This window comes from Streptomyces sp. NBC_00663, assembly GCF_036226885.1.
GTDB lineage: Bacteria > Actinomycetota > Actinomycetes > Streptomycetales > Streptomycetaceae > Streptomyces.
The window spans coordinates 5,849,685-5,875,283 of sequence record NZ_CP109027.1 but is presented as its reverse complement, the minus strand read 5'-3'; the positions used below and the strand labels follow the sequence as shown (position 1 = coordinate 5,875,283).

At 70.1% G+C, this 25,599-nt stretch carries 21 protein-coding genes and 1 other RNA gene; 9 read left to right on the top strand and 13 right to left on the bottom strand.

Annotation, left to right across the window (positions count from 1 at the left end):
• Window positions 1-14: 14 nt before the first annotated feature.
• The gene (locus OG866_RS26715) at window positions 15-986 is read right to left on the bottom strand and encodes a LysR family transcriptional regulator (RefSeq protein WP_329338467.1); all 972 of its coding nucleotides are present in this window, start codon (window positions 984-986) and stop codon (window positions 15-17) included.
• Between the two features lie 101 nt (window positions 987-1,087).
• Here OG866_RS26715 and OG866_RS26710 point away from each other — a divergent pair, with 101 nt between their 5' ends.
• Complete coding sequence (locus OG866_RS26710; protein WP_329338466.1) at window positions 1,088-2,431, top strand: MFS transporter; 1,344 nt, start codon at window positions 1,088-1,090, stop codon at window positions 2,429-2,431.
• Here OG866_RS26710 and OG866_RS26705 read toward each other — a convergent pair.
• A complete protein-coding gene (locus OG866_RS26705; protein ID WP_329338465.1) occupies window positions 2,415-3,779 on the bottom strand; it encodes a cytochrome P450 in 1,365 nt (454 codons plus the stop codon). The genes OG866_RS26710 and OG866_RS26705 overlap by 17 nt on opposite strands.
• 189 nt (window positions 3,780-3,968) lie before the next feature.
• Here OG866_RS26705 and OG866_RS26700 point away from each other — a divergent pair, with 189 nt between their 5' ends.
• The 7 genes from OG866_RS26700 (at window position 3,969) to OG866_RS26670 (ending at window position 13,939) form a co-directional block, all read left to right on the top strand.
• Complete coding sequence (locus OG866_RS26700; protein ID WP_329338464.1) at window positions 3,969-5,264, top strand: ABC transporter substrate-binding protein; 1,296 nt, start codon at window positions 3,969-3,971, stop codon at window positions 5,262-5,264.
• Window positions 5,261-6,208 (top strand): carbohydrate ABC transporter permease, encoded by a 948-nt coding sequence (locus tag OG866_RS26695; protein WP_329338462.1) that lies wholly within the window; start codon window positions 5,261-5,263, stop codon window positions 6,206-6,208. The genes OG866_RS26700 and OG866_RS26695 overlap by 4 nt, the downstream gene beginning before the upstream one ends.
• Complete coding sequence (locus OG866_RS26690; RefSeq protein WP_329338461.1) at window positions 6,205-7,029, top strand: carbohydrate ABC transporter permease; 825 nt, start codon at window positions 6,205-6,207, stop codon at window positions 7,027-7,029. The genes OG866_RS26695 and OG866_RS26690 overlap by 4 nt, the downstream gene beginning before the upstream one ends.
• A gap of 11 nt (window positions 7,030-7,040) precedes the next feature.
• The gene (yicI, locus tag OG866_RS26685) at window positions 7,041-9,290 is read left to right on the top strand and encodes an alpha-xylosidase (RefSeq protein WP_329338459.1); all 2,250 of its coding nucleotides are present in this window, start codon (window positions 7,041-7,043) and stop codon (window positions 9,288-9,290) included.
• Entirely contained in the window at window positions 9,290-10,300 is a 1,011-nt protein-coding gene (locus OG866_RS26680) for a LacI family DNA-binding transcriptional regulator (RefSeq protein WP_329338457.1), read from the top strand. The genes yicI and OG866_RS26680 overlap by 1 nt, the downstream gene beginning before the upstream one ends.
• 44 nt (window positions 10,301-10,344) lie before the next feature.
• Window positions 10,345-13,242 (top strand): glycoside hydrolase family 3 protein, encoded by a 2,898-nt coding sequence (locus tag OG866_RS26675; RefSeq protein ID WP_329338455.1) that lies wholly within the window; start codon window positions 10,345-10,347, stop codon window positions 13,240-13,242.
• A gap of 172 nt (window positions 13,243-13,414) precedes the next feature.
• Window positions 13,415-13,939 (top strand): hypothetical protein, encoded by a 525-nt coding sequence (locus OG866_RS26670; protein ID WP_329338453.1) that lies wholly within the window; start codon window positions 13,415-13,417, stop codon window positions 13,937-13,939.
• Window positions 13,940-14,002: 63 nt separating this feature from the next.
• Here OG866_RS26670 and OG866_RS26665 read toward each other — a convergent pair whose 3' ends face one another.
• The 7 genes from OG866_RS26665 to ftsE form a co-directional block, all read right to left on the bottom strand.
• A complete protein-coding gene (locus OG866_RS26665; protein ID WP_329338451.1) occupies window positions 14,003-14,968 on the bottom strand; it encodes an extracellular catalytic domain type 1 short-chain-length polyhydroxyalkanoate depolymerase in 966 nt (321 codons plus the stop codon).
• A gap of 104 nt (window positions 14,969-15,072) precedes the next feature.
• A complete protein-coding gene (locus tag OG866_RS26660; protein ID WP_329338449.1) occupies window positions 15,073-15,687 on the bottom strand; it encodes a hypothetical protein in 615 nt (204 codons plus the stop codon).
• A gap of 99 nt (window positions 15,688-15,786) precedes the next feature.
• Window positions 15,787-16,174: a transfer-messenger RNA gene (gene ssrA, locus OG866_RS26655) on the bottom strand.
• 83 nt (window positions 16,175-16,257) lie between these two features.
• A complete protein-coding gene (gene smpB / locus OG866_RS26650; protein ID WP_329344320.1) occupies window positions 16,258-16,803 on the bottom strand; it encodes an SsrA-binding protein SmpB in 546 nt (181 codons plus the stop codon).
• Between the two features lie 81 nt (window positions 16,804-16,884).
• Window positions 16,885-18,054, bottom strand: coding sequence for a S41 family peptidase (locus OG866_RS26645; protein ID WP_329338446.1), 1,170 nt, complete (start codon window positions 18,052-18,054; stop codon window positions 16,885-16,887).
• 67 nt (window positions 18,055-18,121) lie between these two features.
• Entirely contained in the window at window positions 18,122-19,039 is a 918-nt protein-coding gene (ftsX, locus tag OG866_RS26640; protein WP_329338445.1) for a permease-like cell division protein FtsX, read from the bottom strand.
• 34 nt (window positions 19,040-19,073) lie between these two features.
• A complete protein-coding gene (ftsE, locus tag OG866_RS26635; protein WP_057574412.1) occupies window positions 19,074-19,763 on the bottom strand; it encodes a cell division ATP-binding protein FtsE in 690 nt (229 codons plus the stop codon).
• 220 nt (window positions 19,764-19,983) lie between these two features.
• On the opposite strand from ftsE, the gene OG866_RS26630 reads away from it, so the two are divergent.
• On the top strand, window positions 19,984-20,181 hold the full coding sequence (locus tag OG866_RS26630; protein WP_329338443.1) for a hypothetical protein: 198 nt from the start codon (window positions 19,984-19,986) through the stop codon (window positions 20,179-20,181).
• 95 nt (window positions 20,182-20,276) lie between these two features.
• Here the strand turns inward: OG866_RS26630 and OG866_RS26625 are convergent, their stop codons facing one another.
• The 4 genes from OG866_RS26625 to OG866_RS26610 form a co-directional block, all read right to left on the bottom strand.
• Window positions 20,277-20,927 (bottom strand): hypothetical protein, encoded by a 651-nt coding sequence (locus OG866_RS26625; protein WP_329338442.1) that lies wholly within the window; start codon window positions 20,925-20,927, stop codon window positions 20,277-20,279.
• A gap of 310 nt (window positions 20,928-21,237) precedes the next feature.
• On the bottom strand, window positions 21,238-22,341 hold the full coding sequence (gene prfB, locus OG866_RS26620) for a peptide chain release factor 2 (protein ID WP_329338440.1): 1,104 nt from the start codon (window positions 22,339-22,341) through the stop codon (window positions 21,238-21,240).
• Window positions 22,342-22,545: 204 nt separating this feature from the next.
• Window positions 22,546-23,790: a serine/threonine-protein kinase gene (locus OG866_RS26615; RefSeq protein ID WP_329338439.1), complete on the bottom strand. Its 1,245-nt coding sequence runs from the start codon at window positions 23,788-23,790 to the stop codon at window positions 22,546-22,548.
• Between the two features lie 133 nt (window positions 23,791-23,923).
• On the bottom strand, window positions 23,924-25,570 hold the full coding sequence (locus OG866_RS26610; RefSeq protein WP_329338438.1) for a serine/threonine-protein kinase: 1,647 nt from the start codon (window positions 25,568-25,570) through the stop codon (window positions 23,924-23,926).
• Between the last annotated feature and the right edge of the window lie 29 nt (window positions 25,571-25,599).

Genomic DNA, 25,599 nt, shown 5'->3' with positions numbered 1-25,599 from the left:
GTGTTTGCCGTGTGTCACTTGTGGACATTTTCGATCTTCATGTCGATGGCCGGAAACCAACTCTCGACGGGCCGGTTCAGCCACCCCTCCGCCGCCGACAGCTCGGCCGCAGCACGTCGAAGAGCGTGGAAACCGGGGTGCACCAGCCCCTTCCGCCACACCAAGGACACAGGCGACAGCGGCACCGGATCGATCAAGGGCCGCAGCACGGTCGACGGCATGGCCGGAAAGTCCACCACGGCGAGAATCGGGTTCCGTGTCTTGGCCATGATCCGCTGGAACTCCTCGTGACCGACAGCCATCGGCGCGGGTGACGCGACCTCGATCCCACGTCCCTCGAACAGGTGTCGCGCGAGGTCGGTCCACTCGGGCGTACGGGGATTCCCGGCCCCCGCGTACACCTCCTCGCCGGCCAGCTCGGCCAGCGGCACGGCGTCCAGCGCCGCCAGCCGGTGGTCCTCGGGCAGCACGACCGCCATGGGTTCGAGCCGGACGAGCTGATGGCCGAGCCCTGCCCGCAGCGCCGGCTCCAGTCCCGCGAACCGGCCGAAGGAGGCGTCGAGGCGACCGGCGAGGATCTCGACGGCGGCGCCCGTCAGCCCGCTCTCGTAGCGGGCCATCAGCTCCTGCTCGGGGGCCAGCTCACGGGCCCGCAGCAGCACCCGGCGCCCGGTGCCGAGCCCCGGCGAGTTGACGTCGACGAGCAGCGGCCGGGCCTGTCCGAAGGCGGCGATCAGCTCGTCCTGCGCGGCGAGCACCCGCCGCGCGTGCGGCACCAGCCGCTCCCCGTCACCGGTCAGCGTGACCTGCCGGGTGGTCCGCACGAACAGCTCGGCACCCAGCTCCCGCTCCAGCCGCCGTACGTCCCGGCTGAGCGCCTGCTGGGCGACGTACAGCCGCGCGGCGGCGCGGGTGAAGTGCAACTCCTCGGCGACGGCGAGGAAAGCGCGCAGCAGACGGGGATCGAGATGGGTCGGGGCGGGCATCCGGCGAACCTACAACGCGACCGTCATTGACAACAGAGGTGCGTCAATGGCCGCGCGGCAGGTGTTGGACCCCGAGATCACCCACCGGCGACGGTTGACCCATGCCGCAACCGACCCACCGCCGCACCCTCTTCACCACCACCGGCGACATGCTGGTCATGGCCGACTTCACCCCACGCCCGCCCCGCGCACCCCGCACACCCGGCCCCTACCGCCGCCTCTTCACCCACCCCGGCACCCGCGCCTTCACCGCGGGCAACCTGCTGGCCCGGCTCCCGATGGGTATGTTCAGCGTGAGCGCGGTCGTCATGATCGCCGGGACACGGGGTTCGTACGCCCTCGCCGGCGCCGTCACCGCGACGGGCCTCGCGGCGACGGCCGTACTGGCCCCCTTCACCGCACGCCTCATCGACCGCCACGGCCAGGCCCGTATCGCCGTACCGGCCACGCTCCTCGCCACCCTCGGCTCACTCGCCCTCCTCCTCTGTGTGCGCCACGACGCCCCGGCCTGGACCCTGTTCGCCGCGTACGCCGCCACCGCCACGACCCCCAACATCGGCGGCATGTCCCGGGCCCGCTGGGCCCACCTCCTCAAGGGCGACGACAAGGCGCTGCACACCGCGAACTCCTTCGAGCAGGCCGCCGACGAGCTGTGCTTCATGCTGGGCCCGGTACTCGCGGCCCTGCTCTGCGGGACGCTCTTCCCGGAGGCGGGCACGCTGGCCGGGGCCGTACTGCTGGTGACGGGGATGCTCCTGTTCACGGCCCAGCGCTCGACGGAACCGCCGGTGAGGCGACAGACCCCCGCGAAGGCACCGCTGCGGGCCCCGGGCATGCCCCCACTGCTGCTCGCCTGCCTGGCCATGGGCGCGGTGTTCGGCTCCATGGAGGTCGTCACGATCGCGTTCACGGACGCCCGGGGCCACGCCTCGGCGGCCGGTGTCGTCCTCGGCCTACAGGCGGCGGGGTCGTGTGTCGCGGGCTTGGTCTACGGCGCGCTCACGCTGCGCGGCCGAGCCGAGGACCGCCACCCGTGGTGCCTGGCCGCGATGACCGCACTCCTGACCCTGCCGCTCCTGGCGGCGGCCACGACGGGCTCCCTGCCCCTCCTCGCGGGCGCCCTGCTGATCGCGGGCATGGCAACGGCTCCGACCATGGTCACCACGATGACGCTGGTCCAGGAACGCACTCCCGCCGGCCGCCTGAACGAGGGCATGACCCTGGCGGTGACGGGCCTGCTGGGCGGCATAGCAGGGGGCAGCGCGGTGGGAGGCTGGGCAGCCGAGCACCTGTCACCGACGGCGGGCTACAGCGTGCCGTTCGCAGCGGCAGGCGTGGCCTTGCTCATCACGCTCGCAGCAACGCCCCCGAAGGGGCGCGGGGAACTGCGCGACCAGCCCCCACGGCACCGCACACGAAAAGCGACCATCAACCCCGCGAACTGATCCGCGCCCTCGCCGCCCCCTTGGCCATCAACGTCACCCCAGCCCCCACCGGCACCTCCCCCTCCACATCCTCGAACGCATAATCCCGAAGCAGCACCGCCACCCCCAACACCGACTCCAGCATCGACAGGTGCTGCCCGATACAGGCGCGCGGCCCGCCCCCGAAGGGAAACCACGCGTACCGCGGCCGCTCAGCCTCCGCCTCGGGCGTGAAACGGTCCGGGTCGAACCGCTCCGGCTCGGACCAGTACGCGGGATGCCGCTGCGTGACCCAGGGGCTGACGATCACATCGGCCCCCGCCGGAATCCGTACGCCGTCGATGTCCGCGTCGGCAACAGACCGCCGCCCGATCACCGGCGCCGAGGGATACAGCCGCATCGCCTCCTTGACGACCCGGGTGAGCCGGGGCAGCGCCGCCACGTCCGCCGCGCTCGGCACCCGGTCGGCGCCGCCCAGCACCCGGTCGACCTCCTCCTGCACGCGCCGCTGTTCCTCAGGGTGCCGGGCGAGGAGGTGCAGGGTGAAGGCAAGTGCCGTGGCAGTCGTCTCATGGCCGGCAACCAGGAAGATCAGCACCTGCTCACGGAGTTCGTCGGCGTCGAGGCGGCCGTCCTGCGCGTTCCCGGCGTGGACAAGGAGGCCGGCGAGATCATCCGAGGCCCCCGCACCACCCCGGCGGCTGTCGATGATCTCGTCGCAGAGCGCGAACAGCTCGCCCTGAAGACGGGCGGCGCCGCGATTCGCGGGCGTGGGCCAGGCACGCGGCGACTTGAGGGGAGAGAGACCGCGCTTGAGCGAGTACCCCTGGAGCGGCGGCAGGGTTCGCTCGACGACGTCGAACGCCTTCTCCATGTCCGTCCCGAACAGGATCCGCCCGACCATCCGCAACGCGAACCGGTGCATCTCACCGACCAGTTCGACGGTGCCACGCCCCCGCCACTCCGCGGCCAGAGCCGCCCCCTCCGCGTCGACCAGCCCCGCGTATCCGTCCACCCGCCGCCGGGTGAACAGCGGCTGCACCAGCCTGCGTTGGCGCAGATACACGTCGTCCTGGCTGGTGAGCAGCCCGTTGCCGATGGTCTGCCGCAGTTCCTCGTAGAAGACGTTGTCCTTGCGGAAGTTCGCCGCCTGGCCGGCCAGCACCTGCTGGGCCCCCTCGGCCGAGAAGACGGCGTAGACATCCGCCCGCAGCCCCGGCGGCCCGGCCCGGAACCGCACCACGTCGCCGTGGTCGCGGCGGGCCCGCTCATAGGTGCCGAGCGGGTCTCTGAGCAGGTCGTTCATCGAACCCAGCAACAGGTTCGCGGCCACGATCGGTGCCTCGCGCACCCCAGTCGAAATTGTCATGTCGTCTCCCGCTCCCGGCGATCGCGATCCCGGCAATTCTCGCGCGAGCCATTGACTCACTCACAGCCCCCACATACCTTCCCCCGTCGAAGCGCTTCGACGTAAGTCGTCGAAACGGTTCGACGCACCGAGCACGGCGCACGAACGATCCGAAGCACCATCCGGCTCCGACTCCCCTGGAGGCACGGGATGTTGACGGCACGAAGGCGCGTGGTGGCGACGGCGGTGCTCGCCGCCGGAGCACTGCTCCTGACCTCCTGCGGGGACTCCGACAGCGGGTCCTCAGGAGACGGCAAGACACTCAAGCTGTGGCACTACGAAGCCCCGAACAGCGCGATGGGGCAGGCCTGGAACGAGGCGGTCAAGGAGTTCAAGGCCACCCACCCGGGCGTGAAGGTGGAGTTCGAGGAGAAGGGCTTCGAGCAGATCCAGAAGACCGCTCCGATGGTCCTCAACTCCTCCGACGCGCCCGACGTCATGGAGTACAACAAGGGCAACGCGACGGCGGGGCTGCTGTCCAAGCAGGGTCTTCTCACCGACCTCACCCAGGAGGCCACGGCCCGCGGCTGGGACAAGAAGCTCAGCGCGAGTGTCCGCACCACCAGCATGTACGACACCAACGGGGTGATGGGCTCCGGCAAGTGGTACGGAGTGCCCAACTACGCCGAGTACACGATGGTGTTCTACAACAAGGACCTGTTCAAGAAGTACGGGATCGCCGAGCCGAAGACGTTCGACGAACTGACCGCCGCGATGGACAAGTTCGTCCAGAACAAGGTCACCCCGCTGGCCAACGCGGGCGCCGAGTACCCGGCCCAGCAGTACCTGTACCAGCTCGCCCTGTCGAAGGCGGACCGCGCCTGGGTGGACTCGTACGAGCTGTACAAGGGCAAGACCGACTTCCACGACGCGGCCTGGACGTACGCCGCCGAGACCTATGCCGACTGGGTGAAGAAGGGCTACATCAGTAAGACCTCCTCCAGCACCAAGGCCGAGGACGCGGGCGTCTCCTTCCTCCAGGGCAAGGCGCCGGTCTTCTTCTCCGGCAGCTGGTGGTACGGCCGCTTCGTCGACGAGGCGAAGTTCGACTGGGGCACCTTCCTGTGGCCCGACTCGAACATGACCCTCGGCTCCGGCGGCAACCTGTGGGTGGTCCCGAAGGGCGCCAAGAACAAGGAACTGGCCTACGACTTCATCGACATCACCATGTCGAAGAAGATCCAGAACCTGCTCGGCAACAAGGGCGGTGTCCCGGTCGCCGCGGACGCCAGCGCGATCACCGACCCGAGGTCGAAGGCGCTCATCGACAACTTCAACACCCTCTCCCAGCGCGACGGCCTGGCGTTTTACCCCGACTGGCCGGTGCCCGGCTTCTATGACGTCCTCGTCTCCCAGACCCAGAAGCTGATCACCGACAGCGAGAAGCCGGACGGCTATCTCGACGCCCTCCAGGACGCGTACGACAAGGGCGCGCCGAAGCAATGACGGTGACCGTCGAGAAGCGCGGGGTGACCGGCAAGGCGGCACAGGCCGGTCATCCTCGCCGCCCCCGCGACTCCTACGCCCTCTTCCTGCTCCCCGGTGTGCTCGCCTTCCTGGCCGTGATCATCGTCCCGTTCCTGATGAACACGTACGTCGGCTTCACCGACTGGCAGGGTGTGGGCTCCCCCGACTGGACCGGGCTCGCCAACTACCGCGAGCTGATGGACGACTCCGAGTTCTGGGCGTCGTTCCGGCACAGTCTGTTCATGGTCGTCGCGATGGCGGCCGTACCGACAGCGGTCGGACTGGTCCTGGCCGCCGCCCTGTTCGACTACGTCGGCAAGCACTTCGGCAGCCGGGTCACCGCGGTCCTGCGCGCCTGCTTCTACCTCCCCCAGGTGCTGCCGATCGCGGTCGCGGGCATCGTGTGGAGCTGGATCCTCGCCCCCGACAACGGCTCGCTCAACGCACTGCTCAAGGCCGTCGGCCTGTCCTCCTGGCAGCAGGACTGGCTCGGCGACCCGGACATCGCGCTCTACAGCGTGATGGGCGTGATGGTGTGGGTGCAGCTCGGCTTCCCGCTGGTCGTCTTCATGGCCGGACTCCAGCGCGTGGACCCGCAGTTGTACGAGGCGGCCGAGCTGGACGGGGCCGGCTGGTGGCGACGGTTCTGGCACATCACGCTGCCGCAGATCCGCCCGGAGATCTACGTGGTGCTGACCTGGTGCACGATCGCCGCGCTGAAGGTGTTCGGCGCGGTGTACGTCCTGACGAAGGGCGGCCCGGGCGGCGCGACGGACGTCCCGTCGTACTTCTCCTTCACCACGTTCTTCGAGAAGACGCAGGTCGGTTATGGCGCGGCGATCTCCACCGTGCTCACCGTCATCATCCTGGCGCTGTCCCTGATCGGGCTCAGGCTCCAGACCCGCGAGGAGGACCGGTCATGAGCAGAGCGCTCCGCCGTTACCCGGTGCTGGCCGCCCTGTGCGTCGCGGCCCTCTTCATGATCGTGCCGTTTCTGATCGTCACCCTCAACGCCTTCAAGTCCCCGGCGGAGTACAGCCAGAACGGCCCGCTCAGCCTCCCCGACGGTCTCTATCTCGACGGCCTGAAGGACTTCTGGGAGCGCGTGGACTACGCGCAGAAGCTGTTCAACTCCGTGCTGATCAGCGGCGCGGTGGCGGTCCTCGCGGTGGTGCTGTCGATCCTCAACGCGTACGCGATCGGCATCGGCCGGATCAAGGGCCGTCCCTGGGTCCTCGCCTTCTTCGTGCTGGCGAACATGCTGCCGCAGGAGGCGCTGGTCTACCCGATCTACTACCTGAGCAAGGAGGCGGGCCTCTACGACACGAGGCTGAGCGTGATCATCGTCTTTACCGTCATCCAGGCGGCGTTCGGCACGTATCTGCTCTCCTCCGTCCTCGGCCAGTTCCCCCGGGAGATCATCGAGGCCGCGAAGATCGACGGCGCGAGCAAGTGGCAGGTGCTGTGGCGGATCGTCGTCCCCGTCAGCCGCCCCACGCTCGGGGTGCTGATGGTGTTCTTCTTCATCTGGACCTGGAACGAGTTCCTGCTCCCCCTGGTCATGCTGATCTCCAACGACAACCAGACGGTGTCGGTGGCCCTCGGCGTCCTCCAGGGCCAGCGGCTGATGGACGCCACCATGACCAACGCGGCCGCCCTGCTGGGCGTGCTGCCCGCGATCGTGTTCTTCCTCCTCTTCCAGCGCACGCTCACCCGCGGCATCGCCGTGGGAGCCGTGAAGTAAGGACCCCCCACATGAAGTTCACCGACGGCTACTGGCTGCTCCGCGAAGGCGTCACCGCGGCCCACCCGGTCGAGGTCCTCGACGTCACCGCCGGCGAGGGCGCGCTGGAGATCCACGCGCCCACGCAGCCCATCCGCCACCGCGGCGACCTGCTGAAGGGACCGGTCGTGACGATCAGCGCCCACGCCCCGATGCCCGACGTCATCGGCCTCACCTTCACCCACTTCCAGGGCGAGCAGCCCCGCGGCCCCCGGTTCGAGGTCACCAAGGAGGAGTTCTCCGCCCACACCGAGTACGACGAGGAGCACGCGACCCTCACCTCCGGCACCCTGTCGGTCCGGGTGGCCCGCACCGGCCCCTGGCACGTCGACTTCCTGGCGCACGGCAGGACGCTGACGAGCAGCGGCCCCAAGGGCATGGGCATCATGCGCGACACGGACGGCGCCCACTATCTGCGCGAGCAGCTGAACCTCACCGTCGGCACCTCGGTCTACGGCCTCGGGGAACGCTTCGGCCCGCTCGTCAAGAACGGCCAGGTCGTCGACATCTGGAACGCCGACGGCGGCACGGCCACCGAACAGGCCTACAAGAACGTCCCGTTCTATCTCACCGACGCGGGCTACGGCGTCTTCGTCGACCACCCGGGCAAGGTCTCCTTCGAGGTCGGCTCGGAGGCGGTGTCGAGGGTGCAGTTCAGCGCCGAGGCCCAGCAGTTGACGTACTACGTCATCCACGGCCCGGACCCCAAGGACATCCTGCGCAAGTACACGGCTCTCACCGGCCGACCGGCGCTGCCGCCCGCCTGGTCGTTCGGGCTGTGGCTGTCGACGTCCTTCACGACGTCCTACGACGAGGAGACGGTGACCTCGTTCATCGAGGGCATGCGGGAGCGTGAACTGCCGCTCTCCGTCTTCCACTTCGACTGTTTCTGGATGCGCGAGTTCAACTGGTGCGACTTCCAGTGGGACCCGCGGGTCTTCCCCGACCCGGCGGGCATGCTGTCCCGGCTGCGGGCGCGGGGGCTGCGGGTCAGCGTGTGGATCAACCCGTACATCGCCCAGCGCTCCCCGCTGTTCGCCGAGGGCAAGGCGCTCGGGCATCTGCTGAAGCGGCCCGACGGCAGTGTCTGGCAGTGGGATCTGTGGCAACCGGGCATGGCGCTGGTCGACTTCACCTCCCCGGCCGCCCGCGACTGGTACGCGGGCAAGCTGGAGGTCCTGCTCTCCCAGGGCGTGGACTGCTTCAAGACGGACTTCGGCGAGCGGGTGCCCACCGACGTGGCCTGGGCCGACGGCTCGGACCCGGAGCGGATGCACAACTACTACTCGTACCTCTACAACCGCACGGTCTTCGACGTGCTGCGCAAGCACCGCGGCGAGGAGGAGGCGGTCGTCTTCGCCCGTTCGGCGACGGCCGGTAGCCAGCAGTTCCCGGTGCACTGGGGCGGCGACTGCGAGGCGACGTACGAGTCGATGGCCGAGTCGCTGCGGGGCGGGCTCTCCCTCGGGCTCTCCGGTTTCGGCTTCTGGAGCCATGACATCGGCGGCTTCGAGGGCACGCCGAGCCCCGCCCTGTTCAAGCGGTGGCTGGCGTTCGGCCTGCTGTCCTCCCACAGCCGGCTGCACGGCAGCTCCTCCTACCGCGTCCCGTGGCTCTTCGACGAGGAATCGGTGGACGTGCTGCGGCACTTCACCCGGCTCAAGCTCAGCCTCATGCCCTACCTGTACGAGGCCGCCCGCACCGCCCACGCCGAGGGCACGCCCGTCATGCGGGCCATGGTCCTGGAGTTCCCGGACGACCCCGGGTGCGCGCATCTGGAGCGGCAGTACATGCTCGGCCCCGACCTGCTGGTGGCGCCGGTGTTCTCCGACGACGGGGAGGTGGCGTACTACGTGCCCGAGGGCACCTGGACCCACCTCGTCGGCGGCGAGACGGTGACCGGGCCGCGCTGGGTGCGTGAGAAGCACGGCTTCCAGAGCGTGCCGCTGCTGGTCAGGCCCGGTGCGGTGATCCCGGTGGGCGCGGCGGCCGACCGGCCCGACTACGACCACGCCGACGGGGTGACCCTGCACGCCTACCGGCTGCGGCGGGGCGACCGGGTGGTGGTGCGGGTCGGGGAGGTCGCCTTCACCGTCGTACGCGAAGGGGACACCCTGCGGGCCTCGTGCAGCGATCCGTCGGCGCCCTGGGCGCTGGCCGCCGGGGAGCGGACCGCGCGGGCGCGGACGGGCACCGGCTTCCTCTCGCTGGAGCTGGGCTGATGGTGAAGATCACGGACGTCGCCCGGCACGCCGGCGTCTCCCCCAGCACCGTGTCCTACGCGCTCAGCGGCAAGCGCCCCATCTCCGAGGAGACCCGGCGGCGGGTCGAGGCGTCCATCCGCGAACTCGGCTACCGCCCGCACGCGGGCGCCCGCGCCCTGGCCAGCAGTAGATCCAATGTGCTCGCCCTCGTCGTGCCCTTACGGACCGGCATCCACGTCCCCGTGGTGATGCAGTTCGCCGTGTCGGTGGTGACCACGGCCCGGCGCCACGACCACGATGTGCTGCTGCTGACCCAGGAGGAGGGCGAGGACGGCCTCAGAAGGGTCGCCGACTCCGCACTGGTGGACGGGTTCGTCGTCATGGACGTCCAACTCGACGACCCCCGGCCGCCGTTGCTGCGCGCCCTGGAGCGCCCCTCGGTGATGATCGGCTTCCCCGCCGACGCCGACGGCCTCACCTGCATCGACCTCGACTTCAGGGCGGCCGGCGAGGCGTGCGTGGAACATCTGGCCCGGCTGGGACATCGGGTGGTCGCCCTGGTCGGCTCACCACCGGAGGTCTACGTCCGCCAGACCGCGTTCGCCCAGCGGGTGGTCCAGGGCTTCACCGCCGCCGCGGACCGGGGCCGCCTCGTCTCCTCCGTCCACCCCTGCGAGGCGACGCCCGCCGCCGCCCGCGAGGTCGCCGGGCAACTCCTGCGCGAACAGCCCGCGTTGACCGGGATCGTGGTCCACAACGAGGCGATCCTGGAGCCGCTCGTCGACGCCTTCGAGCAGCTCGGGCTGCGCGTCCCCGCCGACCTGTCGGTCACCGCCATCTGCCCGGACGAACTCGCCGCGAACCTCCGCGTCCCGATCACCTCGGTCGCCCTGCCCTCGGCCGAGGTGGGCGAGCGGGCCGTGGAGCTGCTGATGCGCAAGCTCGATGCCAAGGCCGTGCCCGAGGCCACGCTGCTGCCGCCCCGGATGACGGAACGCGCGAGCACGGCACCGAGGAACACGCCCTGAGATGACCCCTGTTGGCGCAAGGCCCTACCCGAAGGAGCCGAACGATGAGAGGCAGCAAGAAGAGACGTAGATCCACGCTCGTGGTGGCGCTGGCCCTGATCGCGGGTCTCGGTGCCACCGTCCCCGCACACAGCGCCGCCTACCCCTTCCGCGACCCGGCCCTCTCCGTCGACCAACGCGTCGAGGACCTCCTGGACCGGCTGACCCTCGACGAGAAGATCTCCCTCCTCCACCAGTACCAGCCCGCGATCCCCCGCCTCGGCATCCAGCCCTTCCGCACCGGCACCGAGGCCCTGCACGGCGTCGCCTGGCTCGGCGAGACCACCGTCTTCCCGCAGGCCATAGGCCTGGCCTCCAGCTGGGACCCGGCCCTGATGGAGCAGGTCGGCTCGGCGGTCGGCGACGAGGCCCGCGGCTTCCAGCAGGAACGCCCCGAGGGCTGGGGCCTCAACCTCTGGGCGCCCGTGGTGAACCTGCTCCGCGACCCGCGCTGGGGCCGCAACGAGGAGGGCTACAGCGAGGACCCCGAACTGACCGGCGCGCTCTCGACCGCGTACGGCGAGGGCCTGACCGGCGGCGACCCGGACCACCTGAAGACGGCGCCGACGCTGAAGCACTACCTCGCCAACAACAACGAGTACCACCGCACCACCACCTCCTCCGACCTGCGCCCGCGCGTGGCGAAGGAGTACGACGAGGCGGCGTTCAAGCCCGCGCTCGAGGCGGACGCGGCGACCGGCGTGATGTCGTCGTACAACCTCGTCAACGGCCGCCCCAACACGGTGAACCCGGACCTGGACGAGGTCGTGCGCGACTGGTCCTCGTACGACCTCCTGAACGTCACCGACGCCTTCGCGCCCGGCAACCTCCCCGGCGACCAGCGGTACTACCCCAGCGTCGTCGAGGGCGACGCGGCGGCGATCAAGGCCGGCATCGACAGCTTCACGGACAACAACGCGGACTCGTCGGTGACGACCGGCGCCGTCAAGTCGGCTTTGGACAAGGGCCTGTTGAAGGAATCGGACGTCGACGACGCGGCCGGGCACATCCTGTCCGTCCGGGTCCGCCTCGGCGAGTTCGACCCGGGCGGCGGCACGTACGGCGCGCTCGACAAGTCCGTCATCAACAGCCCGGCCCATCAGCGCCTCGCGCGCGAGGCGGCGACCGAGGGCGCGGTGCTGCTCAAGAACCAGGCGCACACACTGCCGCTGAAGAAGTCGCAGAAGGACGTGGCCGTGGTCGGCCCCCTCGCCGACACCCTGTACACCGACTGGTACTCCGGCTCCCTCCCCTACGCCGTCACCCCGGCCGAGGGCATCGCGGCCAAGCTCGGCACCGACGTAACCAGCAGCGAAGGCGTCGACCGCATCGCGCTGAGGAACACGACGACCGGCAAGTACGTCACCACCGGCGACGCCCTGCTCAAGGAGAGCGCCCAAAGCCCCGGTACCCAGACGCAGTTCGACGTCCTCGACTGGGGCGGGGGCGTGGTGACACTGCGCTCGGCGGCCAGCGGCAAGTACGTCGGCTACAACTGGTCCGGATTCGCCGACGACCAGGCGCAGCCGGGCGGCTGGTACGTCCAGCAGCAGTTCAAGCTGGAGCAGCAGGCCGACGGCAGCTATCTACTGCGCTACGCGGGTTACGAGACCGAGGAGTCCTGGTGGAGCAACCCGGTCTACCTCGGCCCGACCGGCAGCGACGGCACTCTCGGCCTGGTCGCGAAGGACGCCGCCGCGCACTACACGAAGGACGTCGTCCGCAGCGGTGTCGACGAGGCCGCGGCCGCGGTGAAGGGCAAGGACGCTGCCGTGGTCGTGGTCGGCTCCAACCCGTCGATCAACGGCCGTGAGGCCCACGACCGCACCGACATGAGCCTGGCCCCGGCACAGGAAGCCCTGGTCAGGGCGGTCCGCAAGGCCAACCCGAACACGGTCGTGGTGGTGGAGAACAGCTACCCGACCACGCTCGGCGCCCTCCAGCAGGAGGTCCCGGCACTCCTGTGGACCTCCCACGCGGGCCAGGAGACCGGCAACGCCCTGGCGGACCTCCTCTACGGCGACGCCAACCCCTCCGGCCGCCTCACCCAGACCTGGTACCGCTCCGCGGCCGACCTCCCCTCGATCCTCGACTACGACATCATCAAGTCCGACCGCACCTACCAGTACTTCAAGGGCCAGGCCCTCTACCCGTTCGGCCACGGCCTCTCCTACACCTCCTTCCGCTACGGCGACCTGCGCAGGACGGCGAACGGCTACGAGGTGAAGGTCACCAACACCGGCAGCCGCGCGGGCGACGAGGTCGTCCAGCTCTACGTCCACCAGCGCACCTCCCGTGACAAGCAGCCCCTGAAGCAGCTGAAGGCGTTCCAGCGGGTCTCCCTGAAGCCGGGCCAGACCAGGACGGTCCGCCTGAAGCTGGCGCCGAAGGACCTGGCCCACTGGGACGTCACCCGCTCCAAGTGGACGGTGGAGAAGGGCACGTACGACGTCCTGGCCGGCTCCTCCTCCACCGACATCCGCTCCCGCGCCACCTGGCAGGTCGCCGGCGAGACCATCCCGGCCCGCGACCTCACCCGCACGACCCGCGCCGAGAACTTCGACGACTATGACGGCACCCGTCTCGTCGACGAGTCCAAGGAGCGCGGTACGTCGGTGGCGGCGGCGACCGACAGGGCGTGGCTGAGGTTCTCGGACACCCAACTCGGTTCCGGTGCTGAGCAGTTCACCGCCCAGGTGTCCGGCGCGGCGGGCGCGGTCGAGATACGGCTCGGCTCCCCGACCGGCACGCTCGTCGGCACGGCGGCCTTCGGCGGCACCTCGTCGCCGTACACCTACGAGACGGTGACCGCCGACCTGTCCCGGGCGGCGAAGGGCCGTACGGACGTGTACCTGGTGCTGAACGGAAAGGATCTACGTCTGTCGACGTTCAGTCTGCGCTGAGTTCAGTCTGCGCTGAACTCCGGGTGGCGCAAGGCCGTTTCGGCTCTCTGGCGGCTTTGCGCCATCCGTCCGGTTTCCCTTGGTGCGCGCCTTTGACATGTACGTATGGTGATCGTCGCTCCGGCCGATCCGACCAGTCGCCGGAGGTCAGCCGACACCGAAGGAACCCCACATGACGCGCAAGCCCCTGGCCGTGCTCGGACTCGCCGCCTCAGCCCTGGCCGTCGGAATCCTGACCGCTTCCCCCGCCGCTGCCGCCGCGGCGACCTCCGACTTCGACGTGATCTTCCCCGACCAGCGGCCGCAGACCTGGTTCCACGTGGAGAACGCGGCCTCCGTCGTAGGCGGCAACATCACCGTCAACTCCAAGATCTGGTGGCAGATCGTCGACGACCAGGTGGTGGACAACTCCACCCGTTTCAACAGCCTGAAGATCACCAACCGTCTCGAATCGCGCCCGGGCAAGGACAGCGCGGACGTCATCGAGGCGACCAGGACCTGCGACGTGACCAAGCTGGCCAACGACAACTACACCTGGTTCCTCGACGAGCCGGTCAACAACTGCGCCGCCCCGTCCACGGTGTACGACGGCGAGGTCTGGTGGTCGTCCGACTCCACGGTCGTCTACGACATCGCGGGCGACGGCAAGGGCTCCTTCACCGTGGAACTCCTGGGCTCACCGCTGGTCCACGGCTAGCGCCCGCACACCACCCGGCGTCCTCCGGCGGCTGCGCGGAGGACGCCGGGTGGTGGTCGCCGCTCAGCCCTGGAGCCCCCACGCGGCACCCATCCGGTAGGCGGCGCACAGGTTCACGTCGAGGACGTACGCCCCGGCGGTCCCGCACTGCTCGCTCCCGCTCCCCGGATCGACGGGCTGCCCGTGCCCCATCCCGGTCACGCTGTACGTCTCGACGACGGCGCTGCCGCCCACGTCCTGGTACGTCCGGTGCGGATACCCGGCGACGGTGTCACTGACGTCCGCCGTCTGATCGGCGCCCCGCACCTCGGTCCACTGCTTGACGAGGTCGGTCATGTTGACGGGCTTCACCGTGTAGTCGGCCGTGCCCTGGAAGGCGACCAGCGTCGGCCAGGGTCCGGTGTACCCGGGCCGCGCGGCCCGCACCCGGTCACCCCACTGCGCGGCGGTCTGGGTGGCCCCGACATACATGCACACGTACGGCGACCCGGCGGCCTGCGCACACCCGTACGGCAGCCCGGCGACGATCCCGCCCGCCGTGAATTTCTCCGGGTACGTGGCCATCATCACGGCGGCGAGCCCGCCCCCGGCGGACAGCCCCGTCACATACACCCGGCCTCCGGCGACATCGGCGACCTGCCGGTCCACCATCTGCGCAACCGAGGCGGCCTCGCCCTGACCGCGCGTGATGTCGCCGCTCTGGAACCAGTTGAAGCAGAGCGAGGAGTTGTTCGCGCTCTGCTGCTGCGGCAGCACGACGGAGAAGCCCCACCGGTCGGCGAGCTGCGTCCATCCGCTGCCGGTGCCGTATCCGGAGGCGTTCTGGGTGCAGCCGTGCAGCGCGACGACGACCGGCCGCCCGGCGGGCAGTCCGTCGGGGACGTACCGGAACATCCGCAGCGCCCCCGGGTTGGTCCCGAACCCGGTGACCTCCTGGAGGGAGGCGGCGGACGCGGGCACCGGTGTGAGGAGGACGGCGAACAGGGCCGTCAGGACGGCGAGAAGGCTCGCGGCTCTGGTGTGTGTCATGGGCAGGGACCGTAGAAGCGTGAACGACCCCCGGATATGGGGCCGCACACCACAACACGACCGCCGAAAGTGGGCCTGCCGGAGGCCGACTCCGGGAGAGGGGGCTACCAGAGGCCGCCGTATCGCACGGTCCGCCCGGGACCGAGCTCGGGAGCGACGCGTACGGTCAACTCCCGCCCCACACCGTCCAGTCGCTCATGCTCGGCACGGAACGCCTCGTCGTCCCGGTCCTGGAGCCAGCGGTCCATGGCCGCGTCGATCTCCGCGGACCACCGGTTGAGATCGCCGACGAGTTCCTCGGACAGGTCGAGCGCCGCGGCGGGGTCGTCCGGCGCGAAGTCCCCGAAGCCGTCGGCGCGCAGCGGGTACCAGCGGTACTCGCCGTGGACGAGGAAGTCCCGCGGATGCGCCGGGGAGCCGTGCGCCTCGACGTCCCAGTACAGCTGCCCGCAGCCCCAGCACACGTACTTCTCGGTGCGATGCCGCTCGTCCCGGTACCGCACCTCCCACCCGGGCCCCAGCCACCGGGCCAGCTCCTGAGCCGCCTCCACCCCCTGCCGGACGTGCTTGCGCAGCGCGGGACGGGAGGTGAAGCCGTCGGCCGGCCGGGCCCGGTACCACGCGCGGAGCCGCTCGGTGAGGCCGCCGGGCAGCTCGTCCCACGGCAGCTCGGCACCGGCGTGGAGCAGCAGCGGCCGGGGGGTGTCGTCATCGGTCATGGCACGGCTCTCAGGAACTCAGGACATCGGGGTATGACAAAGCCCCGCTGCTCAAGAGCAGCGGGGCCGTGCCCACATGGGGTGCCCATCGGTCTGGGCGAGTGGAGATGGCGGGAATCGAACCCGCGTCCAACGGTGCTGAATCAGGGCTTCTCCGTGTGCAGTTCGCTGTGATTTTCTCGGCCCCGGCAATCACGCGAACAAGTCGCCGACGGGCCCAGTCACTGTTTGATTTCCCATTCGACCCCGTGACCGGATCGAATGGTTTAGTCCCCTAGATTATGCCAGGGTCCGGGTCGGGAACACCCCCGGTCTGACACCCGTTAAGGGCCTTCACTCACTGCTTATTAGGCAGCGAGGGCGAAGGCGCGGGAATCGCTCTTGGAATTGGCGATTATTGGTTGCGACATATGGTTAACGAGATCATTGCCGCTTCCTCGACACGCTTCCCCTGCTTCGACATCCGCTGTCGAAACCGATCATCCCCATGTTGTGTTTTCAAACGCCGCACCTTCGGTGAGGTGCAAGCCCCATCCTACGTGACCAACGTGGGCCGATGCCAGCCTATTCCTACTGCCCCCGCTGCTTCCGCTTCGCCGCCGCGATCGCCCGGTCCGACTCCCGCCGGTCCTGCTTCTCGCGCAGGGTCTGGCGCTTGTCGTACTCCTTCTTGCCGCGCGCGAGCGCGATCTCGGCCTTCGCCCGGCCGTCCCTGAAGTACAGGGCGAGGGGCACGATCGTGTGACCCGTCTCCTGGGACTTCGCCTCCAGCTTGTCGATCTCCTCGCGGTGCAGGAGGAGCTTGCGCTTGCGGCGCGCGGAGTGGTTGGTCCAGCTGCCCTGGTGATACTCCGGGATGTGGGCGTTGTGCAGCCACGCCTCGCCCCCGTCGATCTGGACGAAGCCGTCGGCCAGCGAGGTCCGTCCCTCACGCAGCGACTTGACCTCGGTGCCCATGAGGACCAGACCGGCCTCGAACGTGTCGATGATCGCGTAGTCGTGCCGGGCCTTCTTGTTCTGGGCGACGATCTTCTTCTTGCCGCCCTTCTCGCCGTCCCTGGCCTTGGCGGCGGCCGTCCCGCCCTGCTTGGGCTGGGACTCCTTCGGTACGTACATTCCCTTGCTCATAGTGCCGTCCATTTTCGCACTACGCGGGGGGTGTGTGGAAAGCCGTTTACTGCGTGGGACGCGGGCCCGCTACGACTCGGGGGCGAGCCCGCTCAGCACGGTCTCCGCCCGCTCCAGCACCTGCTGGTCGGCCTCCAGGTCCGGGGTGATGCCCTTGCCGTCCACGCCTCGCCCGGAGGGGGTGCGGTAGTGGCCCACGGTCAGCTCGGCCACCGCCCCGTCCGGCAGCCGGCTGGGCATCTGCACCGAGCCCTTGCCGAAGGTCCGGGAACCCACCACGACGGCCCGCCCCCGGTCCTGCAACGCGCCGGTGAGCAGCTCGGCCGCGCTCATCGTGCCGCCGTCGACGAGCGCGACCAGGGGTCTGGTGGTGTCGCCGCCGGAGTCGGCGTGCAGGACCTGCTGCTCGCCGTCGACGTCGTAGGTGGCGACGAGACCGCCGTCGAGGAAGGCGGAGGCGGCGGTGACGGCCTCGGTGACGAGCCCGCCGGAGTTGCCGCGCAGGTCGAGGACGATCCCGGCGCCGACGGGGGCCTGCCGGACGGCGTCGCGTACGACGTCGCCCGAGCCCTTCGTAAAGGAGTCGATCTTGATGAGGGTGATCCCGCCGGGGAGCCTGCGCACGGTGACCGAGTCGGTGGACAGGCGCGCCCTGCGCACGGTCTCCGTCCACGCGCGCGTGCCGCGCTCAAGGCCGAGGGTGACCGCCGTCCCGGCGGCCGCGTCCTTGGCGTCACCGCGCAGTAAGGAGACGACCTCGGTGACCGGCCGCCCGTCGACGTCGGCGCCGTCCACACTGCGCAGCAGATCCCCGGCGCGGATCCCGGCCCCGGCCGCGGGCGAACCGGCCCGCACCTTGGTCACCTCGATCCGGCCGTCCCGCTCCCGCCGCGCCCACAGCCCGACGCCGGTGTACCGGCCGTCGAGGGCCTCCTCGAACTCCTCGTACTCCCCCTGGGAGTACACGGCCCCCCACCGGTCCCCGCTGCGGCTGACGGCCCGCTCGGCGGCCTCCATGGGCGACTTGCCGTCGGCCATGGCGTCCTCGGCGGCCTTCGCCACGTCCTGGTGATGCCCGGCGGGAGCGGCCGAACGGGCCGCGTCGGGCGTGGATTTCCGGTCGGGCCCCGGCAGCGACCCCGTCGCCGCCCCCGCGACCAGCACACTCGCGAACACCAACGTCAGAGCCGCCCCGCGGCCTACGCGGCGGGGCTGACAGAACAGGTCACGGCCTGACATGCGGGTGAGTCTAGGACAACGCGAAGGGCCGCACGGTCGGTTGACCGGACGGCCCTGTTGGCGTGCGTCACACCTTGAGGTACTTGCGCAGCGCGAAGAATGCGGCCAGCGCCGGCATCAGCAGGCTGGTGGCCAGGATCAGCGGAAGCTTCGTCAGTACGGCGTCCCAGCCGATGAAGTTGATCAGGTTCAGCTTCTCGGACAGGGCCAGGCCGTGGTCGATGATGAAGTACCGGGAGACGACCAGGAAGGCGCAGGCGACGCCGCCGCCGATCAGACCGGCGACCGCGGCCTCCATGATGAACGGGGCCTGGATGTAGAAGCCCGAGGCGCCGACCAGGCGCATGATGCCGGTCTCGCGCCGCCGGCTGAACGCGGAGACGCGCACGGTGTTGACGATCAGCATCAGCGCCACGACGAGCATCAGCGCCATGACCGCGCGCGCCGCCCAGTTCATGCCGTTCAGCAGCCCGAAGAGGTTGTCGAGGATGCCCTTCTGGTCCTGCACCGACTGCACGCCGTCCCGGCCGTCGAAGGCGGTCGCGACGACCTGGTACTTCTCCGGGTCCTTGAGCTTGATCCGGTACGACTCCTGCATCTGGTCCGGCGTGAGGGAGGCGGCCAGCGGGGAGTCGCCGAACTGCTCCTTGTAGTGCTTGTACGCCTGGTCCTGGGTCTCGTACGTGACCTTCTCGACCACCGACATCTTGTCCAGGTCGGCGAGGATCTGCTTCTTCTGGTCGTCGGTGACCGCGCCCTTGGCGCAGTTGGGGTCGGACTCGGCGTCGCTCTTGTTGCAGAGGAAGACCGAGACGTTGACCTTGTCGTACCAGTAGCCCTTCATGGTGCTGACCTGGTCGCTCATCAGGAGCGAGGCACCGAACAGGGCGAGGGACAGGGCGACGGAGACGATGACGGCGAACGTCATCGTCAGATTGCGACGGAGACCGACACCGATCTCGGACAGTACGAACTGGGCGCGCATGGCGTCTGGTTGGGCCTTTCCGTGGACTGTGCGGTCAGTGCTGGTAGCCGTAGACGCCGCGCGCCTGGTCGCGGACGAGGCGGCCCTGCTCCAGCTCGATGACGCGCTTGCGCATCTGGTCCACGATGTTCTGGTCGTGCGTCGCCATCAGCACCGTGGTACCCGTCCGGTTGATCCGGTCGAGGAGCTTCATGATGCCGACGGAGGTCTGCGGGTCGAGGTTGCCGGTGGGCTCGTCGGCGATCAGCAGCTTGGGCCGGTTGACGAAGGCCCGCGCGATGGCGACGCGCTGCTGCTCACCGCCGGACAGCTCGCCCGGCATCCGGTCCTCCTTGCCGCCGAGCCCGACGAGGTCGAGCACCTGCGGCACGGACTTGCGGATCTCGCCCTTGGACTTGCCGATGACCTCCTGCGCGAAGGCCACGTTCTCGGCGACCGTCTTGTTGGGCAGGAGGCGGAAGTCCTGGAACACCGTCCCCAGCTGGCGGCGCATCTGCGGCACCTTCCAGTTGGAGAGGCGCGCGAGGTCCTTGCCCAGGACGTGCACCTGCCCCTGGCTGGTCCGCTCCTCGCGGAGCACCAGCCGCAGGAAGGTGGACTTTCCGGAGCCGGAGGACCCGACGAGGAAGACGAACTCGCCCTTCTCCACTTCCAGGGAGACATCCCTGAGTGCGGGGCGGGTCTGCTTGGGGTAGACCTTGGAGACGTTGTCGAATCGGATCACGGATGCACCACGGTTAGCCGGGGGTAGATGAGCGTGACCATACGCGAACCGGGTGTGTGAGCGCAGGCACAGGTTGCGGTTGCGCGCTGCTTGTGCCTTTTGTGCACGGCCTTCCGGGAGCGCCCGAGCCGATTCCGAGGGAACCTGGCACAGTGGAGGGGGAACGTTCTCCGCCCCGGGAGCGTTCTGTGGAGAGAACCGGTATGAGGAGGGCGAGCGCATGACGTACGACCGGCTGGTGTGCGCGAACTGCGCGGCGCCCGTCACCGAGGGCCGCTGCCCCGTGTGCCGCGCCAACCGCGAGCGGCTCTCGCAGGAGAACCAGAACCCGTTCGCGCAGCTCAACCCCATGACGTTGATCGCCCTGCTCGCGGTACTGATCGCGGCGGTGGCACTGCTGGCGCACCAGACCGCATAACGCCGGCGCGAACGCCCGAGAGGCCCGGAGCGAGTCCTTCGCTCCGGGCCTCTCGTCGTACGACAGGCACACGCTGCGCGTGCGCGCGACTACCGTCAGGCGACAGCGCCGCCGCGGCCGCCCATGAGGCGCGGCAGGATACGGAAGCCGATACCGCCGGCGATCATCGTGGCGGCGCCCACCAGCAGGAAGGCGGTCTGCCCGGCACCGGTCTCGGCGAGCTCGCCGCCACCGCCCTGGGCGGTGGTGTCGGAGCCGGTGTCGGCGAGGGCGGAGGAGCCCTCTTCCTGGGCGGAGGCGTCGGAGCCGCCGTCGGGGTCGGCGTTGTTGCCGCCACCGCCGTTGCCGCCGCCGTTTCCGTTTCCGTTGCCGCCGCCGTTACCGCCGTCGTCGGTCGGGTCCTCGGAGGGCTCGTCCGTCGGGTCCTCGGTGGGGTCCTCGGTCGGCTCGGTGGGCTCGGTCGTGGGCTCCTCGGTGATGGGCGGCTCGTCGGTGGGAGCCGGGTCCGTCGGAGCGGGGTCGGTCGGGGCCGGGTCGGTGGGCGCCGGGTCGGTCGGGATGTCGGTGGGCGCGGGAGGCGTGGGATCGTCCTCACCGGTACCGGTGTCGACGTTGACGCCGATACCGGCGACGTTCACGTCGATCTCCAGCGCGGAAGCGGCGCCGGCGGCGGTCAGCGAGGCACCGGCCGCGATCACGGCACCGGCGGCTATGCGCGCGATCCGGATCCGCGTCTTCTTGGTCATGTGGTTGCTACCCCCAGTAGCTCATCGTCGATTGGGCGGCGCTCGGGGCCGTGATCAACGGGGGTGGCGGTACTCGACTCTCCCCCGGTTCACATGCGCCCCAGGGATACGCATGCCGCGCTTTACCCTTCCCATTTTTCAAAGCAACGTCAAGGGAGTAGTGCGCCGGATGCCCAACTAGGCAGCCTTATGCCGGAATTAACCGCTGTGAGCGAGCTGTAGAACCCGGACAAAAGACAACCGCCTCCGGATCGGAGGCGGTTGAAGGGTCGACCATCACGGACGGGCATGGATGGTCAAGTCGACAAAGTTACTTCTCCTGCTGCTTGCGCCAGCGAATTCCCGCCTCCAGGAACCCGTCGATCTCACCGTCGAGCACCGCCTGCGGGTTGCCGACCTCGAAATCCGTCCGCAGGTCCTTGACCATCTGGTAAGGGTGCAGGACGTACGAACGCATCTGGTTGCCCCAGGAGCTGCCGCCGTCCTTGAGGGCGTCCATCTTGGCCCGGTCCTCCTGGCGCTGCCGCTCAAGCAGCTTCGCCTGAAGAACGTTCATGGCCGTGGCCTTGTTCTGGATCTGCGAGCGCTCGTTCTGACAGGAGACGACGATGCCGGTGGGCAGGTGTGTGATGCGCACCGCGGAGTCGGTCGTGTTGACGCCCTGGCCGCCGGGACCGGAGGACCGGTAGACGTCGATCCGCAGCTCGGACTCGTCGATGTCGATGTGGTCGGTCTGCTCGACGACGGGCAGGATCTCCACACCCGCGAACGAGGTCTGCCGGCGGCCCTGGTTGTCGAAGGGCGAGATCCGCACGAGCCGGTGGGTGCCCTGCTCGACGGAGAGCTGGCCGTAGGCGTACGGCACCTGCACCGCGAAGGTGGTCGACTTGATGCCGGCCTCTTCGGCGTACGACGTCTCGTAGATCTCGGTCTTGAAGCCGTGCCGCTCGGCCCAGCGCAGGTACATGCGCTGGAGCTGCTCGGCGAAGTCGGCGGCGTCGACGCCACCGGCCTCGGCGCGGATGTTGACGAGCGCCTCACGGGCGTCGTACTCACCGCTGAGGAGCGTGCGGACTTCCATCTCGTCCAGCGCCTTCTTCACGGAGACCAGCTCGGACTCCGCCTCGGCGCGGGTGTCCGGGTCGTCCTCCTCCTCGGCCATCTCGAAGAGCACGGAGAGATCGTCGATCCGTCCGCGCAGGGCCTCGGCCTTCCGCACCTCCGCCTGGAGGTGGGAGAGCTTGCTGGTGATCTTCTGCGCCTCGTCCGGGTTGTCCCACAGGGACGGCGCGGCCGCCTGCTCCTCGAGCACGGCGATGTCTGCCCTCAGCTTGTCGAGGTCCAGAACGGCCTCGATCGACTCCATGGTCGAGGAGAGGGACTTGAGCTCTTCGGATACATCGACGACTGCCACGCCTCCAGCCTAACGGCTACGGCAAGCGACCTCGGCCGAGCACCTCTCAAGGCGCCGGCCCGCATCTCTCAGCCTGTCCGGCGTTCGAGGACAAGGCCCTTTCGGGGCCGAAGCGGGGGTCTGGGGGCGGCAGCCCCCAGGGACGGGACGGGTAGGGGCGGCGGGGGCGAGGAAACCCGGCGCGCGCCCCACCGAGCCGTCACCTCACGGAGTGCCCGGCGCCGAGTTCTTCGTGTCCTGCGGAGTCGCCCCCGCGTCGTCCCCCGACACAGCGGCCCAGGTACCGACCCCGGCCGCAGCCGCCAGCACCACCGCCGCCACACTCACCGCCACCCGGCGCCGCCGCGTGGTCGCCCGGTTCCGCGCCGACCCCGGCCGCGGCGCCCCGGCGGCCCGTGGCACCCGCGCCGTCCCCCGCGCGCCCCCCGCCAGCTCGTCCGGCGCCGGCACCCTCATCGACGTATGCGTGTCCCGGTTGGAGTCGGCCGGCTTCGCCCCCGGCACCAGCGGCACCGCCCCGCGCCGCACCGGCGACGCCGAGGACGGCGCCGGCTCCTCCGGTGTCGCGGCCTCCTCGGCCTCGTCCTCCTCCGCGTCCGGCTCGTCCACGTCCAGCGGCGGCATCCCGGCCAGCATCGGCAGCAGCTCCCGCAGCCGCGCCCCGAGCTCCGAGGCCCGCAGCCGGGAGGCCGGCGCCTTGGCGAGGCACTGCACGATCAGCTGCCACAGCTCGTCGGGGATGCCGGGCAGCGGGGCGACGGTCTCCGTCACATGGCGGCGCAGCACCGCGCCCGGGTGGCCGCCGCCGAACGGCGTGAAGCCGGCCAGCAGCTCGTACAGCACCGTCGCCAGCGCGTAGATGTCCACCGCCGCGCGCGGGGGCAGCCCCTCGACGATCTCCGGCGCCAGATAGTCCGGCGTCCCGATGATCTTCGTGGCCCGGGTCCGCCGCGGGGTGTCGATCAGCTTCGCGACCCCGAAGTCGGTGAGCAGCGCGCGATGCGAGCCGCCGGGGCCCAGCGGGCCCTGCATGTCGAGGAGGACGTTCTCCGGCTTCACGTCCCGGTGCACGACGCCCGCCGCGTGCGCGGCCGCGAGCCCGTCGGCGACGTCGGCGACGATCGCCACCGCGGCCTCGGGCGCGAGCCGCCGGTCGCGGTCGAGGCGGGTGCGCAGATCGGTGCCGCGGACGAGGTCCATGACCAGCGCGAGGTCGTTGCCGTCGACGACCAGGTCACGGACCGAGACGACGTTCGGATGCTCCAGGCCGAGCAGCGCCGTGCGCTCCTGCACGAACCGTCCGACGAGCTCCTCGTCGGACGCGAGGTCCTCGCGCAGCAGCTTGATGGCGACGGGACCCTCGGGCCCCTCGCCCAGCCACACCGTGCCGGCGCTGCCCCGCCCCAGGATCTGGTGGGCGGTGTACCGGCTGCCGATCTTCCGTGCCAAGGCTGCTCCTACCGACGCGACTTGGCGACAAAAATACGCGTCCGAAGAGCCGACCTTCACCGCGGAGACCGAAATCACCCGCTGGGTGTCGACAAATCAACAGACTCGCCGCGAGCCGGGGCGGCCCAAAGCGTCACTGGCCGGACGAACCGCCACCCAGGTCGCCGATCCACCCGGACACCGTCCCGATCCAGTCCCCGATCTGGTCCCAGTAGCTCTTGCCGGTGCCGATCCAGTCCTGCAACGGGCTCAGTTCCCAGATCAGCCAGCCCGCGACGAACAGGATGACGATCGTGAACAGGCACCCCTTGAGGCAGCCGAGCCCGGGGATCTTCATCGGGCTGGAGCTGCGCTGCCTGGGCTCGCGCTGAGGCTGCTGGGGCTGTTGCGGGGGCGGCGGCGCGTATCGCTGCGGCGGCTGCTGGGGCTGCGGCTGGGGCGCGTACCGCTGCGGCTGCTGCGGTTGCTGCTGCGGATAGCCGTACCCCTGCTGGGGCTGCGGGCGCTGCTGGGGGCGCGGCTGCTGCTGCGGGCGGGCGACCTGCCGCTGGGGGCGGCGGCGCAGCGGGTCCTGGTTCGGGTCGAGGTACTGGACCTGCGTCTGTTCGTTGCGGTCGCGGGCCGCGCGCAGCTGGTTCTGCCAGGGGTGCGGATCCTCGGGGCCGGGTCCGCCGGGCTGGCCGGGGTGCCCCTGCGGCACCGGCGGCATGACGGCCGTCGGGTCGGCCGCGCCGCGGTTGGGCAGCACGGCGGTGGGGTCGGCGGCGCCCACGTGCGGCAGCACGTTGGTGGCGGCGTTCGGGTCGTACGCCCCCGCGCCGTGCGGCAGCACCTGGGTGGGGTCCGCGGAACCCGGTACGGCGGCCGGGGCCGGGTCGGGCGCGAGGAGGGCCGCGACGTTCTCGGCGGCGGCGATCTGCGCGGAGTTCGCGTGCACCCCGATGCCCTCGGCGACGACGCGCAGGCCGCGCGCGAGGTTCTCGGCGCTGGGCCGGTCGTCGGGGTTCTTGCGCAGACAGCGCTCGATGACGGTCCACAGGGGGTCCGGGACCGTGGACGGGCGGCGCGGCTCGGAGCTCAGATGCTGGTGGAGGACTTCCAGGGCCGAGCCGCCGGAGAACGGCGGGCGGCCGGTGACCAGTTCGTACAGCAGGATGCCGGCGCCGTAGATGTCGACGGCGGAGGTCTGTGGGCGGCCCTCGGCGGACTCGGGGGCGACGTACGCGGGCGTGCCCACGAACTCATGGGTGCGGGTCAGCCCCGGGGAGTCGGCGAGGCGCGCGATGCCGAAGTCGGTCAGCAGCGGGTGCATCTGGCCGCCGTTCTGCCGGAGCAGGACGTTGGCGGGCTTCAGGTCGCGGTGGACGACACCGTCGGCATGGCTCGCGGCGAGCGCGTCGGCGATCTGCGCGGTGAGCAGGGCGGCGCCGACCGGGGTGAAGGGGCCGTTCTCGCGCAGGTAGCGGTGCAGGTCGGGGCCCTCTACGAGGTCCATGACCAGGGCCAGCAGATCGCCCTCGACGACCAGGTCACGGACCCGGACGATGTTGGGGTGGGTGAGCCGGAGCAGGACGGAGCGCTCCCGCAGGAACCGCATCACGATGTCCGGGTCGCTCGCGAGCTCCTCCTTGAGGACCTTGATCGCGACGGTCTCACCGGGCTGGCCCTGCACGGCCGCCTCGGCGCCCGCGGCCTCGCGCTGGCGGGCTCGCCAGACGGTCCCCGTGGCACCGCGTCCGAGCGGCTCCTCGAGGAAGTACTTGCTGCCTACCGGCCGCACGTCATGCGCTCCCTGCTTGCTTGCCTGTG

Bases quoted from the DNA above. Each gene is read 5' to 3' on its own strand.
- OG866_RS26710 (WP_329338466.1), top strand. From the start codon at position 1,088: ATGCCGCAACCGACCCACCGCCGCACCCTCTTCACCACCACCGGCGAC.
- OG866_RS26665 (WP_329338451.1), bottom strand. From the start codon at position 14,968: ATGACACACACCAGAGCCGCGAGCCTTCTCGCCGTCCTGACGGCCCTG.
- smpB (WP_329344320.1), bottom strand. From the start codon at position 16,803: ATGTACGTACCGAAGGAGTCCCAGCCCAAGCAGGGCGGGACGGCCGCC.
- OG866_RS26645 (WP_329338446.1), bottom strand. From the start codon at position 18,054: ATGTCAGGCCGTGACCTGTTCTGTCAGCCCCGCCGCGTAGGCCGCGGG.
- OG866_RS26675 (WP_329338455.1), top strand. From the start codon at position 10,345: ATGAGAGGCAGCAAGAAGAGACGTAGATCCACGCTCGTGGTGGCGCTG.
- OG866_RS26715 (WP_329338467.1), bottom strand. From the start codon at position 986: ATGCCCGCCCCGACCCATCTCGATCCCCGTCTGCTGCGCGCTTTCCTC.
- OG866_RS26700 (WP_329338464.1), top strand. From the start codon at position 3,969: ATGTTGACGGCACGAAGGCGCGTGGTGGCGACGGCGGTGCTCGCCGCC.
- OG866_RS26690 (WP_329338461.1), top strand. From the start codon at position 6,205: ATGAGCAGAGCGCTCCGCCGTTACCCGGTGCTGGCCGCCCTGTGCGTC.
- OG866_RS26695 (WP_329338462.1), top strand. From the start codon at position 5,261: ATGACGGTGACCGTCGAGAAGCGCGGGGTGACCGGCAAGGCGGCACAG.
- OG866_RS26705 (WP_329338465.1), bottom strand. From the start codon at position 3,779: ATGACAATTTCGACTGGGGTGCGCGAGGCACCGATCGTGGCCGCGAAC.
- OG866_RS26660 (WP_329338449.1), bottom strand. From the start codon at position 15,687: ATGACCGATGACGACACCCCCCGGCCGCTGCTGCTCCACGCCGGTGCC.
- OG866_RS26630 (WP_329338443.1), top strand. From the start codon at position 19,984: ATGACGTACGACCGGCTGGTGTGCGCGAACTGCGCGGCGCCCGTCACC.
- yicI (WP_329338459.1), top strand. From the start codon at position 7,041: ATGAAGTTCACCGACGGCTACTGGCTGCTCCGCGAAGGCGTCACCGCG.
- OG866_RS26625 (WP_329338442.1), bottom strand. From the start codon at position 20,927: ATGACCAAGAAGACGCGGATCCGGATCGCGCGCATAGCCGCCGGTGCC.
- ftsX (WP_329338445.1), bottom strand. From the start codon at position 19,039: ATGCGCGCCCAGTTCGTACTGTCCGAGATCGGTGTCGGTCTCCGTCGC.
- OG866_RS26680 (WP_329338457.1), top strand. From the start codon at position 9,290: ATGGTGAAGATCACGGACGTCGCCCGGCACGCCGGCGTCTCCCCCAGC.
- OG866_RS26670 (WP_329338453.1), top strand. From the start codon at position 13,415: ATGACGCGCAAGCCCCTGGCCGTGCTCGGACTCGCCGCCTCAGCCCTG.